The organism is Paenibacillus sp. FSL P4-0081 (genome assembly GCF_000758565.1).
Taxonomy (GTDB): Bacteria; Bacillota; Bacilli; order Paenibacillales; family Paenibacillaceae; genus Paenibacillus_AQ; species Paenibacillus_AQ phytohabitans.
Map to the genome: position 1 here is coordinate 3021949 of NZ_CP009280.1, position 15836 is coordinate 3037784.

Consider the following 15836-nt stretch of genomic DNA (forward strand, 5'->3'; position numbering starts at 1 on the left):
GACTTATCTCAGCGGCTCGCCATGGCTGATATGCCAGTGCAGATGCTTCGAATCCTGATAGTCTCCAAGGTTCGTGCTCACTCTGCAAGCCCCATACTCCCCGGTTACCTGGGCGGCCACCTGCTTAATTACTCCGATAAGCTCAAGCAGCAGGTCATTATCACTGTCTTGAAGAGTTATAAGCGAGGAGATATGCCGCTTAGGGATAGCCACAATGTGGACAGGATAAAAGGGCCGGGTGTGGTGGTAGGCTAGCACATTGTCCGTTTCGAGTACTTTTTGCACAACTGTTTTGCCGCTTAATACTTCGTCACAGTAGAAATCTTCAGTCATATGTATCCTCCTTGGCAATGAGTGTCCTCTTGTATTTTACTGGAAATCTCTTAGAATTATATGTATGAAATCATAGCACTTGCTGAGAGCCGGTTCATTACTATTTTGCCAAAAGGAGATTGTTCATGAAGCTGCTGCTGGAGGATTACGAGGTTATACGGCGATGGATGTACCGCAATGCCCGCCCGCTGGACCTGGCGAGATGGAAGTTTCACTTTGAAAAAGGCGGAATACCGCCTGTGCTGGAAGCATTATCAGCCTATCAGAATGAAGACGGGGGCTTCGGACATGCCCTGGAAGCCGATGCGTGGAATCCGGATTCTACACCTGTCATGGCGGGAACGGCTGTGGAGAGACTGCTGGAATTGGAATTTGAAAATGGCGGCCATCCGGTGGTGCAGGGCATTCTGAAGTATCTGGACAGCGGTGCGGACATGGAAGACCGGACCTGGAGGAATGTGGTAGCCTCTAACAATGATTACCCGCATGCTCCTTGGTGGCACACGGATTCGAACAGTACCGCACGGAGTATCTATAATCCGACAGCCATATTGGCCGGATTCATCCTGAAGTATGCTGTCAGGAACAGTGCACTGTATGAACGGGGGATGGGCATCGCCCGTGAATTGACTGATTTATTCCTGCAAGATCCCGCGCTTGAGATGCATCCGCTGAGATGTGTTGCCACGCTGCTGGAATGCATCGCCTGGGCGGAGCTGCAGGAGCAGTTCCCCTACGTTTCCTTGAAGGAAGCGGTCAAGGTGCAGACCATTCAGCTCATCAGCCGCGATGAGGGGCAATGGAACGGATACAGCTGCAGACCGTCCTTTTTCCTGAAGTCGCCGCAAAGTCCGGGTTATGCAGAGCTTGCCGGGCTGATGCACCAGGAGCTGGATCATATCGTGGAGACCAGAAATCCCGAAGGGGTCTGGAACCTGACCTGGACCTGGGCCGGTTATGAGCGGGAGTTTGCCATCAGCGAGAACTGGTGGAAGGCACATATTGTTATAGAGAATATGCTGCTGCTGCGGGAGTTTGGACGGATAGCTGAGCATTAAGGGACCGAAAGAGCAGCTGATCCTGACGAAACTTCCGGAGGCTTTTTCCGCTTAAACAGCGGAGAGGACGGACTGATGGTGAAAAAGCGGAGCGTTCGCCTATGTGCTCACGTTGATCCTGCTTAAAAACAGAGGGCTGTCCCGAGCATCCGTTTTATGGATTATGGGACAGCCTCTTTGGTATGTGCAGCCTTCCCAATGAATCAGGAGCTGCTGCCGGCCGTGCGGAACTCCTGCTGATAAATGGTCTGGACGTTCTTCAGAATAGAGCTGCTGTGCTCTGTGAAATTAAGCGGGGTCACCTGATTCTTGATCAGGAACACACCGGGCTTGCGGCTGTGCTCGCCGAGTGCGGCCTGATATAACAAGCCAGCTCCATGAGTGGGTTCCGGGAAGAACATACGGATAACCGGTCTCAGCCAAAAAGGAATTCCGGATTTCTTGCCCCCGCGGATCGTATTGTTGCCGCCTGGATCGGCACTGCGGATCAGGATGCCTTCCGCCGCAAGCGCCGGGGCAATCTCGCTGGTCCACAAGGATAGGGCAAGCTTGGTGTCCGCATAAGGACCGGTCAGCTTTTGAAACTTGGCAGGATGCTCCAGGGCGGCCGGGTCGAATTTGCGCTTCATCATAAAAGCGTTGGAAGAGGTATTAATCACTGTGCGCAGTGTGCCTTTCAGGATCAGCGGCTTCAGCTCCATCGTGAGGATATACGGGACAACCGTCTGCAGCTCATAGTGCAGCTCACGTCCCTGCCTGGAGAAGCTTAACTCCGGGAAGCTGCCGCCGGCATTATTGAACAGCAGATCAATCTGCTTTTCATGGCTTGTAATATCCTGCAAGGCACGCTTCAACTGGGCGAAATCGGAGAGGTCTGCCTTGTACGTCCGCAGCTGTCTGCTGCTGAGCGCCTCACGGATAAGGGAATCGTCCTCTGGAAAAGCTGAACGGATGAGCGCGATAATCTCCCAGCCTTCGCCCAGCATTCTGCGGGTCAAGGCGAGTCCGATTCCATTATTCGCGCCGGTGATCAGCGCAGTGCGTTGTGCTTGTTGTATAGTCATAATAAGGGCTCCTTTGGAAATGTAATGGTGAATGGTGCCCATTGTATAACTTGGAGCCGACTCCAAGTCAAGGCCGGAAATTAACGATTGACTTGGAGCTGACTCCAAGTTATACAATAGAATGAACTGAAGACCATACAATTCAAATGAGGTGGGCCTATGAGTCTGGCTGATGCTAATATCATTCAAGGATATTCGATCAAAGAAACAGCCGAGCGGACCGGGATCCCGGAAGATACCATCCGGTATTACGAGAAGATCGGACTGCTGCCCCGGGCGCAGCGCAAGGGAAACAGCCACCGCATCTACAGCGATCAGGATCTGGAGATGATGAAGCTGATCAGTTGCCTTAAGAAGACGGGGATGTCGCTGGACGATATGCGGCCATATCTCAACCTGTCTCTTGATTCAGACCTGTCCGAATATCCGGAGCTGCATGAGATGATCCTGAATCATAAACAGAAGATCCTGGAACAGATCGCTTCGCTGCAGCAGATTGTGGATTTTATTGACACTAAGATTGAGCATGGCAATCTTGGACCGCAGACATGTGAGCTGACCGGCGATACCCGCAAAATGCCTGAACGCCGCAAACGCTGACCTTATTACCGCACAGCCTCATTCCAAATCACTTTGGAGTGGGGCTTTTTGCTATTATTACGCAGGCATGCAGCTGTTTCAAGTGATAACTCACCTATCAGGAAATAATACAATGGAACAATGTGTATAACTCCTATGAAGCGGCTAAAGCGCCGGGAACAGCAGCATTAGTATGGACTTGCTAAGTCGGCGGCAGGAATTAGGTGGATTTTCAACACTTGCTCATGACCGGAAGAGCCCTTCCCAGACAACAGTTGGAAAACCGGCACTTAATATGCGGCAAATCGTTCAGCGTCGAGGGAATGCATGAGATTAAATGACGTTTATCCACTTACTTGCCTCAGATGGTCCAAAAGATCGAAATTAAGATACGTTTTTCCAATTGCTAATTTTGCAGCCCTGTGACTGACATTTTATATAACTGCTATTTATGTATCTGCAATTAACATAGGGATCAGCGGAGTTTGGTCATTGCCGGATTCCAGATTCTTCCTTAGAATGAAAAGAATTAGAACAGGAGGAATTCATCATGTCACAGATCATCTATTCACCGTCAAAATATATTCAGGGCAGCGGGGAGATTACGAGACTGGGGGTGTATTGCCTGCAGATGGGGGCGAGAGGAGCCTATGCCATTGTAGATCCCTATATTCTCTCCTTATACGGACAAGAGATCAGCAAGGGCTTCGCGTCGGAGCAGATTCCGCTGCTGCTGCGTGAATTTAAGGGCGAGTGCAGTCTAGTACAGGTGGACCAGATTGTGGCGGAGCTGGGTAGCAGCGGTGTGGATGTCATCGTGGGTATAGGCGGGGGCAAGACACTGGATACGGCAAAAGCCGTCAGTCATTTCGCCGGGCTCCCGGTGATGCTTGTGCCGACCGTAGCGTCAACAGATGCGCCTTGCAGCGCCCTGTCGGTCCTCTACAGCGAATCGGGCGAATTCGACCGGTATCTGCCGCTGCGCCGCAGTCCGGATATCGTGGTCGCGGATGTGGAGATTATCGCCAAAGCTCCGGTAAGACTGCTTGCTGCCGGAATGGGCGATGCCTTGTCGACGTATTACGAAGCAAGAGCCTGCAGCAGATCCGGAGCAGTTACCAGCGCAGGAGGGACAGGCACTCTCGCGGCCCTGGCACTGGCACGTACATGTCTGGATACGCTGCTCGCCGACGGCGCGCAGGCGCTGCAGGATGCAGCTGACGGACGCGCGACAGCCGCAGTTGAACATATTGTCGAAGCCAATATATATCTCAGCGGCATCGGCTTTGAGAGCGGCGGACTGGCAGCGGCCCATGCCATTCATAACGGGCTGACGCTGCTTGAGGAATGCCGGACCGTGCTTCACGGGGAGAAAGTGGCGTTCACCACACTGGTGCAGCTGATCCTTGAAGGAGCAGCGGAAGCCGAGATCACCGGGGCGGTGGATTTCTGCCGGGGGGCAGGTCTGCCTGTTACGCTGGCGGAGCTAAGGTTAGCGGGTGTTGCACAGGACCGGCTGCTCTATGCCGCCGAGGCGAGCTGCAGCGAGGGCAGTCCGATGGCCAACATGCCGTTTGCCGTGACACCGCAGCAGGTGCTGGAGGCGATTCTTGAAGCCGACCGAAGCGGGGCAAAGGTTTCTTAAAGGATAATTTATATGTTTTGGGGAGTTAGTTTAAGCCTTGTTAATTATTGCGTAACTTCAGCGTACATATTTATCCTCCGTGAGCCAAACAATGAGAACAATTGTTGAATCACGAAGGAGGTGTTCCATTTTGGAGAAAAGCAATCACAGCGTAAAGCACATCATTCTCTATCCCTTGGCCGCCGTAGTTGTTCTGATGACCACGCTGATTCCGTCAGCGCCTCAGTCCGTATCTGCCGCATCGCAACCTGGTGGGCACTCTGCCCGTAACCTTGAAGCTGCAGTCTCCACGCTCCGTCCGGTAACTGATACGCATGCAGACAGCAGCGGAAACAGCGGTTCAGTTGACCGGCAGGCGGAGAATAAGAAGTTGCCCAACCGGGTGGCCATCATTGTCGATGATTTCGGCAACAACATGCGGGGCACGGAGGAGATGTTCAAGCTGCCGGTCAAGATTACCGTTGCGGTGATGCCATTCCTGCCCTCGAGCGAGCAGGATGCACGCCGTGCGCATGAGCTTGGCTTCGATGTCCTGGTTCATCTGCCGATGGAGCCGCGCCAGGGCAAGCCGGAATGGCTTGGACCGGGAGCGGTGCTGACCAGGATGAGTGATGCAGAAGTCAGCCAGAGGGTGGAGGCGGCGCTTGAGAATGTTCCTTATGCGATTGGCATTAACAACCATATGGGCTCCAAGGTGACCGGTGACGAGCGGGTGATGGGTATTGTGCTCGCGGTCTGCAAGGAGCGCGGACTTTTCTTCGTAGACAGCCATACCAATTATCGCTCAGTTGCCGGTAAAATAGCCCGGGAGCTGGGGCTCCCGCCAGTGGAGAACCACATTTTCCTGGACGACGTGCATTCTGCGAGCCATGTGGTTAAGCAGATGAAGCTGGTCCAGGAGCGGGCCCTGAACCAGAGATACTGCGTGACGATTGGCCATGTCGGCATTCAAGGCAAAGAAACCGCAGCGGGCATCCGCAGCGGCATTGCCGGAATGAAGGACAGCGTTGAGTTTATCGGAATCTCCGAGCTTGTCCGGGAAGAGTGGAAATGGAATTCGCAGGTCACACTTCCATAAGGTACGCGGCAATTCCATTGGCAACCGCCTCGGCAATCTCTTCCTGACCTTTCGGGGTACACAGCTTCTCGCGGTCCGCCGGACTGCTTACAAATCCCGCCTCGACGATAACCGTTGTGGCGGTTATTTTGTTGAGCAGGTAGAAGGGTTTGCCTTGTCTGGGGTCGTTCTTCATTCCATACAGCCCGTTCAGCTGATCCTGAATTAATCTGGCCAGCAGGAAGCTGCGCCCTTCCTGGCGGTACAAGACAAGCGGACCATGCTTGGAGGGTGACTTTGCCCAATTGATATGAATGCTGACCACGACATTCGCCGGCAGCGTTTCGGCCAGTTCCTTGCGCTGGGCCAGATCACGCAGGTGCCGGGATTTACTGCGCAGCCAGAGATTCTCATCGCTCGGCGCATAATCGCCGGTCCGGTTCAATATGGCATCGAAGCCGTCACTGCGCAGCAGGAGAAACAGCCGGCGTGAGATCGCCAGAGTAATATCCTTCTCCAGGATGGTGCCGTGTGAGGTTCCGCCGTCAATCCCTCCGTGTCCGGCATCAATCAGAATGATCCGCTGGTCATGACCGAGCATATGCTGGCGGTCTGACGGGTTGTCGGTTAAGTGGTTTACTCCCGGTGTGGCGGCCAGGATGGTCCCTGCATGTCCAGCTGTCAGCAGAGTCAGCACCGCTATCGAAGCCAGTATCCTCCGCAGCCCACGCCCTAGCCGGAAATGTTGCCCAAGACGGCTGGCCCCTCCTGTATGATCTTCTTGTAAATGTTCCGAAATTCTCAAGTGAATAACCTCCCTGCCGGAATCATCATCAGTATCTTTGGTGGAATCTCTGTTAGATTGTGCCTTAACAGCCAAACCTATACGAAGGTTAGCGGTTCCGGTTTAGAGAGCGGGGATTTGGAGCACACTAAAGTCATGGAGAAAAGGCAGGGCGGCAGGCGGCGACCCGCCAGCGCCTGCATGGGAGGGATAGTAATGGCATCCAGCGGAGATGATCTGGTGAAATACATTACGGAGAAAGTAGTCATATATATGGAGGACCCGCGCGCCGTACATGCACGGCGGAAGGCAGAGAAGCAGCCCTGGGCCGAGAAATGGTTCGGCACGCTGCCGCTCGCCTGGTCGGTCTGGCGCAGCAAATGGAGCCGCAAGGATCGGGAGTAGCCAGCCTAGCAGCGCCGCAGCTCCCCCGAATTCCGAAACAGCCTTCCCTTAAAGCCGCTTGACACGGCTGAAGGGAAGGCTGTTTGGCATGTACAGCTGTATATAGGATTATCGCTGAAACCTTCAGTATTAATGTGGCGCCGCTCCGAGCGTCGTTCCTCCTGATAGCGGCAGCGGCGGCTTGTGGAAGGTTCCGTACTTCTGGAGGGCCGTGAGCGGGAGGTACCGTTTCGCCCCTGGACCGGCAGCGGCGTATATAACTGCCGGTTCAGCACCCCCATTACTTCCGGCAGAGGCCGTAAGCCAGCTCTGGCAGCCTGTAATCATGAACGGAGCACCCAAGGCATCGTTGCGTCCTGTCGACTGGAAGGCAAGGCTGCCGCGGCTTTTAAGCAAAGTATTTAAACTGCCTTCGCTGATAGTCTTCAATTCAGGAGCAGTAAGCCACATTAAATCTGCATACGGGTCATCCTGCCCGCCGCTGAGCAGAGCGGGCAGAGGAGTGCGGACTTGTTGTCCAGACCCGGTGTACACCACCAGGGCATTAGCATCAAGCTGGCCGTCCAGGATACGGTTTGCCTGGCTAAGGCTCCAAGGCAGTACCTGCAGTACTGAGGCATTGAGATACAGCGTCTTGTCCGCAAGCGTGAGCTTCCAGACCGGCAGCAGCGGAGCGTACAGCGCCGATAGTTCTATTTTACCTGAATAAGAGGAGGTAATCAGTCCTTCCTGCACCAGATACTGGCGCAGATCACTCATACTATAAGGGAGACCATAGGTACCGGCTCCGTATTCACTCAGCAGATATTTGCCCCCGTCCGCAGCAGAAATAATGAGATATCCGATCCGCTGCTCCCCGTTCATCACATTGACCAGCCAGCTGCGTGTGCCCGGCCCGAGTGGATAGACCTCAGTTCCGGCATTCTTCCATTCCTTAAACGGAGCATCCGCCGACAATTGGCTAATTGTGAGACGGGTGAAATCCTGCAAGGTTTCAGATGCGGGCGCCTGTGTCATCACAAGTCCGGGCAGCAGCTCCTGCAGGACGGCTTGTGTGACAGTGGCCCGGCTGCCTATAGACGCGAGCGCCGGAGGCGGGGAGGCGCTCGCGGCGAACAGAGTCAGCCCGAGAGTCAGACAGAGGAGCAGGCGGGTACGCCGCCCTAGCGGCCCCTTCTGCTTCGCTTTGATTTTCATGTTATCGTTCACCTTTCCTGTTCCAAAGGTTAATCGCAAGAATTACCGGGTCCGGCAAGCCGGAGCCCGGGAGGTTCTGCTTCATACTTTTAATTGTAGGGGACAAGCCTTGAAAAGGCTGTTGCTTACTGTCGCGGCAGCCTGCAGGAATTCCGCTGTTTTTTTGTTTGCTTTTAGCGAGCCGGGTCGCATTCTATGTGCTGCGCAGGTGAAACAGCCCGTACGTTACGGCAGAAACTGCAATCTGCGGCTCATACTGCCAGGTGGTCTCTTTGCGGCGGCGGTTGTATTGCTCCTCTATGCCGAGGCGTTTCTCCTCATCCTGCTCCTTCAGCAGCTCCTCATAATAGATATCCACGATGCTCAGCTCCAGCCGCAGGCGTTCGCGGGCTTCCTCGGCCCAGGTGTAATCCAGAAGAGCCAGCTTCGAGGTCAGATATCCCTCCAGCCTGTCGGCTCCGGCAGTAACGGACAGCTCGGAAGGCTGGATGTGGATATTCTCCGGCAGCCTTGGCGTAAGCTCCCGCGAAGCCAGCCGGGCCTCGAAGTCCGGAACAATCAGCCCGGAGGTCAGTGACACCGCGATGAAATGCAGCTCTTCACGCTTAAGATCACAGGTCATCTCCACCTTATAGCAGACGGCAAGCCAAGGCTCGTAGGCGGCTGAGAACAGCGTGGTCCGCTGCCGGAGTCCCGGGTCCTCGAACAGCTGCAGGCATTTGCCCTCATCCCGTGCCGCTGACCAGATCTGCCGCAGGCGCTTGCTGCCGTAGGTCACATCCTCGCGGCGGATCATGCCCGGCCCGATGCGCGGCAGCTGCGGGACGATGCCGAAGTACCGGGCGAGGATGCTGTCCTCCGGATCAGCGGAGACCCCGGGCGGCACCACGCCTCCGGGTGCAGCTGCCGGTGCGGCGCCAGGCTCCGCGCCTGCCTCAGCATCCGCAGCACCCGCCGCGCCGATGCCGCCCGTCAGAGGTCCTGCCGCCGGGCGGACCGCCCCGCCGCGCGGACGGGCCGCAGGCGCAGCTGCCTGCGCGGCCAGTTCATCGTACTTCTCCGGATCGAAGACGAAGCTGAAGGACAGGGTCTCCGGATCTACGCCGGTGCGCTCCACGAATCCCCAATAATAAGGGCGGTCCGTCAGCATCCGGTCCGCGCGCGGCGAGAGCTTCACCGTCACATGCAGCGGAGAGGATTCGAGAATCGTACACTCTGTCGCTTCCAGGTAATCCATGACCTGTTTACGTACTTCCACAGGGGTCAGCATTAAGGAGCCACCTCGCTTTCATCCAGATTGGCATGGGTCAGCTCGCTGAGTGAATCGCCGATCTGATCCAGCTCGCTGCGCAGCTCCTCGTCGCTGCGGGCTTCGAGGACGATTTTATATAAGCTTTTCTCAAGCGACTCCTTCTTCTCGAAGCGTTCCAGGATAACATCCAGCCCGCCGATGACCATCTCGAACATATTGATTTTTTCGTGCAGCAGGTGAAGAATATGCTCCTCGATCGTGCCTTCGGTAGAGAGATTGTAGATAACTACATCGTTCTCCTGGCCAAGCCGGTGTACCCGGCCGATCCGCTGCTCTACGCGCATGGGGTTCCAGGGGAGGTCGAAGTTGATCATATGGTGGCAGAACTGCAGATTGATCCCTTCGCCGCCTGCTTCCGTAGCAATCATTACCTGGGCGCGCCCGCGGAAGAGGTCCATCATCCAGTCCTTTTTGCCGCGGTTCATCCCGCCGGAGTAAGTGACACACTGCAGTCCATGCTCACGGAAATATTGCAGCAGATATTCCTGGGTCGCGCGGTATTCGGTGAAGACGATGACCTTCTCATTCATTTGGCGGATCAGCTCCATCGTCTTCTCCGCTTTGGTATTCGTCTTAACAGTACGAATCGTCTGGAGCAGCCCCATCATGCGCTCACGTTTCGGTGAATCCGCCGGAAGCTTCTTGATCAGATTCACAAGCGTGACGAACACCGCATCCCGGCTGCTGCATACCTCGCGCTGGAGCGTAACCAGGGAGAGCATGCTGCTGAGATTGCCGCCCGCTTCCTGATATTGGTCTTTGACAAAGGCGGTGACGCCGTCATATAATTCTTTCTCCTCTAAAGAGAGGGTAAGCGGGATATTGCGCACTTTGCGCTTCGTGAAGTTCACGGGACCCTCGCCGCGGCGGTTGCGGATCATCACCTTGGAGAGCTCGCCCCTCAGCTGGACTTCGTTCTTAGGCTGGCGTTTATCGACCACGAAATTGGTGGCAAAATCCCCCTGATTCCCGAGCTGTCCCGGCTTCAGTAATGTGATCAGATTGAACAGCTCGCCGAGATCATTCTGCACGGGAGTGGCGGTGAGCAGCAGGCAGTACTTTTTGCGCAGCTGCTGTACGAACAGATAGTTTGTTGATTTCTTATTCTTCAGCTTATGGGCCTCGTCGATAATCAGCATGTCGAATTCCTGGCTCAGCAGCATCTCCTTGTGCGGATCACGCTTCGCCGTATCCATGGAGGCGACAACAATGTCGTTGCCCCAGGAGTAAGCTTTCTTCTGTGCCACGGCTGAAATACCGAATTTACTGTTCAGCTCGCGCACCCACTGCAGGACCAGAGACGCAGGGACAAGGATCAGAACTTTACTTACGAGCCCGCGCACCAGATATTCCTTGAGGATCAGTCCGGCTTCTATCGTCTTGCCTAGCCCTACTTCGTCTGCCAGAATGGCCCGGCCTGACATTTCAAACAGCACCTTATGGGCGGTATCCAGCTGGTGGGGGAGCGGGGATAACCCGGACAGATGCTTCAGACACTGCAGCTCATCGAAGCTCGTAACGAGTCCCGATTGCTCTCCTTGTATGGCCAGCCGGGATAATCTCCAGTCTCCCCAGGGTCCGCCTTTATCGAGCTTCGACTCCAGGTCCTGCAGCCAGTTACGCTCAAAGGACAGAGGAACAGGCAGCAGCGGGGCAGGCGTACTTCCCCCTTGCGGCAAGGAATTGCGGAATAATTGCGTCATGTTGCAGCCTCCTCCGGCGCGGTTTCATATCGAAATGCGTAGCAGTAGTATGCGCGTAAAAGAGAGATTTCATAACCTGCTATCCTCCGGCTGCTGCCGTGGAGTAATATTGCGGAGCCTTGCAGCGGTACTGCTGCTGGTGCTGCGGCGGCTTCCGCGGATCTTGAATATCCGTGGCGGAATCTGTCTTCCGGGCCCGGAAGCTTATCAATCTGGAACCTGTAAAAAAGCGAGAAAGAGGGAGAAAATCCACTATCTTTTACCGTTTTTCCGAAATTCCCGCCATGGGCCGCTTTTTTGGAAAAAGAACTCTGATACAATATGTGGTATAGTTGAAAAGCTGATGTATACAATATATTGTTACAAAAGCTTGAAAATTTGATTATTCGCGGGTTTTTGCGGTTATTTGTTATTGACAAGAGGAACTTCCGCTGTACATGCAGGCTGCGGCTACCCTGCCGCTGGAAGTTCTTGTTGTGGGTTACAAAAAGTCTAAGCCCACACCAAGGAACGGAAGTATTACCTATCAATCATCCGGGAGGTTTTTCTATTGAGTACAGTGGAACGCAAGCAGCGTCTTGAGGGGCTGAGTGAGAAAATATTTTTGGACCGTTATGCCTGGAAGGACGCGGACAGCAATAATGCCAAGGTAGGCGATGTGGTGCTTGTCCTGACGAAGGATGATCCGAAATTTCCAACCAAGGAGGTTGGCGAGATTGTTGAGCGCACCGGCCGGATTGTTACGGTGAAGACCCGCAGCGGTGAACTCGTGCAATCGGATGTGGAGAAGCTGACACTGAATATTGAGAAGACCCCGGAGGAAATGTGGGACCGTCTTGCGGCAGCCATGGCTTCCGTAGAGCAGACTCCCGAGCTTCAGGAAGAGTGGACAGGCAAGTTCCGCTCTATTCTTGATGACTGGAAGCTGGTACCGGGCGGTCGGATTGCGGCAGGTGCCGGAGCAAGCGAGGAGCTTACGCTGTTCAACTGTTATGTTGTTCCTTCCCCGAAAGACAGCCGCGGGGGCATCATGCAGACGCTCTCCGAAATGACCGAGATTATGGCCCGCGGCGGCGGTGTAGGTATTAACTTATCCTCGCTGCGCCCGCGCCGCGCGATTGTAAGAGGCGTGAACGGATCATCCAGCGGCTCAGTGTCCTGGGGCGGTCTTTTCAGCTATACGACCGGACTGATTGAGCAAGGCGGAAGCCGCCGCGGCGCGCTGATGCTGATGATTAATGACTGGCATCCGGATGTGGTGGACTTCATTACCGTGAAGCAGACGATGGGTCAGGTAACCAATGCCAACCTGTCGGTATGCGTGAGCAATGCCTTCATGAAAGCCGTCAAGGAGGATCTGGACTGGGAGCTGGTCTTCCCGGATACCACCGATCCGGATTACGATACAATCTGGGACGGCGATCTGGATAAATGGAAAGCAGACGGCCGCCGCGTCATTCCTTACCGTACCGTAAGAGCACGCGATGTGTGGCATACGATTATCGAATCGGCCTGGAAGTCGGCTGAGCCGGGTGTAGTGTTCATGGAATATTACAACCAGATGTCCAACAGCTGGTATTTCAACCCGATCATCTGCACCAATCCATGCGGTGAGCAGGGTCTGCCGGGCTGGGGCGTGTGCAATCTGTCGGCCGTCAACCTCTCCAAGTTCTACGATGCGGAGAATCACGACGTGGACTGGGCAGATCTGGCGACAACGACCCGCTATTCCGTGCGTTTCCTGGACAATGTCATCGACAAGACACCGTATCATTTCCCGGAAAATGAAGCCAATCAGAAGCTCGAACGCCGCGTAGGACTCGGCACAATGGGATTGGCTGAGCTGATGATCAAGCTGAATATCCGTTACGGCAGCCCGGAATCCCTGGAGTTCCTGGACAAGCTCTACGGCTTCATGGCGCGCGAAGCTTATCTGGCTTCTGCTGAGATCGCTGGCGAGAAGGGTTCTTTCCAGGCTTTTGATACCGATAAATATCTGCAAAGCGGCTTCATGCGTAATATCACCGAGGTCTATCCTGAAGTCGGCGAATCCATCCGTAAGCATGGCATGCGAAATGTTACGGTAATTACCCAGGCCCCTACAGGTAGTACTGGTACCATGGTCGGCACTTCGACCGGTATCGAGCCTTATTTCGCATTCAAATATTACCGCCAGAGCCGTCTGGGCTATGACGAGCAGTTCGTGCCGATTGCCCAGGAATGGCTGGAAGCCCATCCGGGTGAAGAGCTCCCTGAATACTTCGTTACTTCGATGGATCTGTCCGCTAAGGATCATATCCGTGCACAGGCTGCCATTCAGCGCTGGGTGGACAGCTCGATCTCCAAAACGGCGAACTGCCCGTCCGACTTCACCGTTGAAGAGACTGCCGAGCTGTACGAAATGGCCTTCGACCTGGGCTGCAAAGGTGTAACGATCTACCGTGACGGCAGCCGTGACGTACAGGTACTGGAAACGACGAAGAAGGAAGAAAAGAAAGACGCTCCGGCGGCAGTTGAGACTGCTGAAGCTGAGCCAGCGGCAGCTGAAGCTGCTCCGGCTCCAGTCACAGTAGCAGCAGCGCCTGCACCGCAGCCTGCGCCTAATGTAGTGGACAAACAATACAAGAAACGCCCGCAGGTTCTGCGCGGCGCTACCTATAAGATCAACACGCCATTCGGTATGGCGTATATCACCATCAACGATCTCGACCGCACGCCGGCCGAAATCTTCCTGAACGTCGGCAAAGCCGGCTCCGACGTCTTCGCCATGGCGGAAGCTCTGGGCCGCGTCTGCTCGCTGTTCCTGCGTTACGGGGATCACGGCGAGAAGGTCGAGCTGCTGATTAAGCATCTCAAAGGCATCGGCGGCTCCGGCGCCATCGGCTTCGGTGCGAACCGCGTCGAGTCCATCGCCGACGCTGTAGCCAAGGCGCTGGAGACCCATGTGCTGAACAACGCCCATGACGATCACGTGCCTGCACCTATCGCAGCTACACTGGAGCTTGATTTCAATGAAGCGCTGAACGCCGAGCTGAAATCAAGTGTTCCAGCTGCGGCTACTGATGATGGGCACGGGGGCCATGGTGCGCATAGCCATGCGACTGCTTCGCGGGATCTCTGCCCTTCCTGCGGAAGTGCATCGCTGATTAATATTGAGGGATGTAAGACTTGCGGGAATTGCGGGTATAGCCGGTGCGGGTGAGTAGATTATTGGCATGATGATAAGACTGACTCATTAAAATGAGTACTTTCGCATCGGATTCTGCCAAGTGCTTTAAATAGGAGAAATATTTAATGATTCCCGGTGAGGCAATTCCCTCATCGGGAATTTTTGTGTGGAGCAGCTCTCTCGAAATACTAATAGTGGTTGTGAGTAGCTTTAGTCTCACACCAAAAAGCACCGCTTCTTATTAAAAACGATGCTTTGATCTGCTGGATTTTATTTATTGAATCAATTACTAATTTTAGTGATTTTCTTGGCAGTTACTTGTGCCGGATAAGAATCATCGCTCGCGGTATAGGTTATTTCAATCTCATCACCTTGTTTGAATCTAGAGGGAGAAACTTTACTCACCCAAATGATCTTAGCGTATTCACTAGAATTGAGAAGTTCTTTGTAACTCTTCTTCAAATCCTCTTCTTTTAAGCCAGATATAACTAGCAGTCTTTTATTTTCTATATCTATTGTGTGTACAGTTCCAATAAATACTTCAGCATCCTTATTACAAGAAGTAAGCAAGAACAAACAAATGAAAATTAAGATAGGAATTTTATTAAGGATAGTATTTTTAAAGATAGTGTTTTTTTGGACCATTGATTTCTCCTTTTAATTTATGACATTTGATGAGGGATATATACTGGATTTCTGTTAACATCAGAATGTTCAGAAGCAAATGCTGCAAATAAATGAAGAATTAGAAATAGCGCAATGATTCTAGTAACTGATCGTTGAAGACTCCTAACCTTTGGTATATAATGAGTAAAATAGCAATTATATAATTTCTTTTCTAATATGTTGATTATAACAAGTTTGGGCATTCATTCATCGGAAAGTCCGCCTGTCTCTAATCTTTTACTATTGGGGGATATTATGAGCTGGTACGTATTATTCGTTCGAAACGGCTGCGAAGACCGTGTGAAGTCATCTCTGCAGCGGCTATTTTCCGGAGAGATGCTCCGCTGCGTCGTTCCCAAGAAGCAAATTTCGGAAAGAAGAGCCGGTCAATATGATTTAATTGAAAGACTGTTATTTCCGGGCTATGTGTTCATCCAGACTCAAATGAATTACTCTACCTATTATATCCTTCAGAAGAACCCCCATGTCTATCGGTTATTAAACTACTGCAGCCGCAAGGATCTTATCTATAAGCACCAAGCTATGAATGATTTGGAGAACTCTGAGGAGCAGTATTTTAAGCAAATACCGGAAGATGAGATTAGTCCTATATTGGGGCTGCTCGATCATGACGATGTGGCGGAGAATTCTAGGGTGTATTTTGAGAACTCCCGTATGAATGTCGTGTCGGGCCCCTTAACTGGAAAAGAGGAGCTCGTCACCAAAGTTGACAAACGCAAAAGGCGCGCGAAGGTCAGTCTTCAGTTGTTGGGCGGCGGGAGAACGATCGATTTAGGAATTATCCTTTTGGAGCCGGAAACGAATCTTGTACAGGAATAACTTTAGCTAATGAAACCGGAAGCT

General features: G+C 53.4%; 14 protein-coding genes. 7 read left to right on the top strand and 7 right to left on the bottom strand.

All coding sequences use genetic code 11. From position 1 onward, the window contains the following. Nucleotides 1–3: 3 nt before the first annotated feature. On the bottom strand, nucleotides 4–333 hold the full coding sequence (locus P40081_RS12635) for an HIT domain-containing protein (protein WP_042135845.1): 330 nt from the start codon (nucleotides 331–333) through the stop codon (nucleotides 4–6). Nucleotides 334–458: 125 nt separating this feature from the next. Here P40081_RS12635 and P40081_RS12640 point away from each other — a divergent pair, with 125 nt between their 5' ends. Then, on the top strand, nucleotides 459–1391 hold the full coding sequence (locus P40081_RS12640) for a hypothetical protein (RefSeq protein WP_052421792.1): 933 nt from the start codon (nucleotides 459–461) through the stop codon (nucleotides 1389–1391). Between the two features lie 203 nt (nucleotides 1392–1594). Here P40081_RS12640 and P40081_RS12645 read toward each other — a convergent pair whose 3' ends face one another. After that, entirely contained in the window at nucleotides 1595–2455 is an 861-nt protein-coding gene (locus P40081_RS12645) for an SDR family NAD(P)-dependent oxidoreductase (protein ID WP_042135847.1), read from the bottom strand. Between the two features lie 159 nt (nucleotides 2456–2614). On the opposite strand from P40081_RS12645, the gene P40081_RS12650 reads away from it, so the two are divergent. The 3 genes from P40081_RS12650 (at nucleotide 2615) to P40081_RS12660 (ending at nucleotide 5757) form a co-directional block, all read left to right on the top strand. Next, nucleotides 2615–3055, top strand: coding sequence for a MerR family transcriptional regulator (locus tag P40081_RS12650; protein WP_042135848.1), 441 nt, complete (start codon nucleotides 2615–2617; stop codon nucleotides 3053–3055). Between the two features lie 529 nt (nucleotides 3056–3584). After that, on the top strand, nucleotides 3585–4679 hold the full coding sequence (locus tag P40081_RS12655; RefSeq protein ID WP_042135850.1) for a glycerol dehydrogenase: 1095 nt from the start codon (nucleotides 3585–3587) through the stop codon (nucleotides 4677–4679). A 130-nt stretch (nucleotides 4680–4809) separates the two neighbouring features. Further along, entirely contained in the window at nucleotides 4810–5757 is a 948-nt protein-coding gene (locus P40081_RS12660; protein WP_231575341.1) for a divergent polysaccharide deacetylase family protein, read from the top strand. Here P40081_RS12660 and P40081_RS12665 read toward each other — a convergent pair. Next, nucleotides 5744–6541 carry an N-acetylmuramoyl-L-alanine amidase family protein gene (locus P40081_RS12665; RefSeq protein WP_063779793.1) on the bottom strand — a complete coding sequence of 266 codons (798 nt, stop codon included), beginning with the start codon at nucleotides 6539–6541 and terminating at the stop codon, nucleotides 5744–5746. The genes P40081_RS12660 and P40081_RS12665 overlap by 14 nt on opposite strands. 195 nt (nucleotides 6542–6736) lie before the next feature. Here P40081_RS12665 and P40081_RS12670 point away from each other — a divergent pair, with 195 nt between their 5' ends. Beyond that, complete coding sequence (locus P40081_RS12670; RefSeq protein WP_042135853.1) at nucleotides 6737–6925, top strand: YqzE family protein; 189 nt, start codon at nucleotides 6737–6739, stop codon at nucleotides 6923–6925. A 129-nt stretch (nucleotides 6926–7054) separates the two neighbouring features. Here the strand turns inward: P40081_RS12670 and P40081_RS36345 are convergent, their stop codons facing one another. The 3 genes from P40081_RS36345 to P40081_RS12685 form a co-directional block, all read right to left on the bottom strand. Then, nucleotides 7055–8122 (bottom strand): hypothetical protein, encoded by a 1068-nt coding sequence (locus P40081_RS36345; RefSeq protein WP_052421793.1) that lies wholly within the window; start codon nucleotides 8120–8122, stop codon nucleotides 7055–7057. 193 nt (nucleotides 8123–8315) lie between these two features. Then, the gene (locus P40081_RS12680) at nucleotides 8316–9392 is read right to left on the bottom strand and encodes a YqhG family protein (protein ID WP_042135856.1); all 1077 of its coding nucleotides are present in this window, start codon (nucleotides 9390–9392) and stop codon (nucleotides 8316–8318) included. Further along, nucleotides 9392–11137, bottom strand: a complete 1746-nt coding sequence (locus P40081_RS12685; protein WP_042135858.1) for a DEAD/DEAH box helicase — start codon at nucleotides 11135–11137, stop codon at nucleotides 9392–9394. The genes P40081_RS12680 and P40081_RS12685 overlap by 1 nt, the downstream gene beginning before the upstream one ends. 550 nt (nucleotides 11138–11687) lie before the next feature. Between P40081_RS12685 and P40081_RS12690 the strand changes: the two genes are divergently transcribed. Continuing rightward, on the top strand, nucleotides 11688–14339 hold the full coding sequence (locus P40081_RS12690) for an adenosylcobalamin-dependent ribonucleoside-diphosphate reductase (protein ID WP_042135860.1): 2652 nt from the start codon (nucleotides 11688–11690) through the stop codon (nucleotides 14337–14339). 249 nt (nucleotides 14340–14588) lie between these two features. On the opposite strand, the gene P40081_RS12695 is transcribed toward P40081_RS12690, so the two are convergent. Beyond that, nucleotides 14589–14951: a DUF3221 domain-containing protein gene (locus P40081_RS12695; RefSeq protein ID WP_042135863.1), complete on the bottom strand. Its 363-nt coding sequence runs from the start codon at nucleotides 14949–14951 to the stop codon at nucleotides 14589–14591. A 276-nt stretch (nucleotides 14952–15227) separates the two neighbouring features. Here P40081_RS12695 and loaP point away from each other — a divergent pair, with 276 nt between their 5' ends. Continuing rightward, nucleotides 15228–15812 carry an antiterminator LoaP gene (gene loaP, locus P40081_RS12700; protein ID WP_042135864.1) on the top strand — a complete coding sequence of 195 codons (585 nt, stop codon included), beginning with the start codon at nucleotides 15228–15230 and terminating at the stop codon, nucleotides 15810–15812. Nucleotides 15813–15836 lie beyond the last annotated feature (24 nt).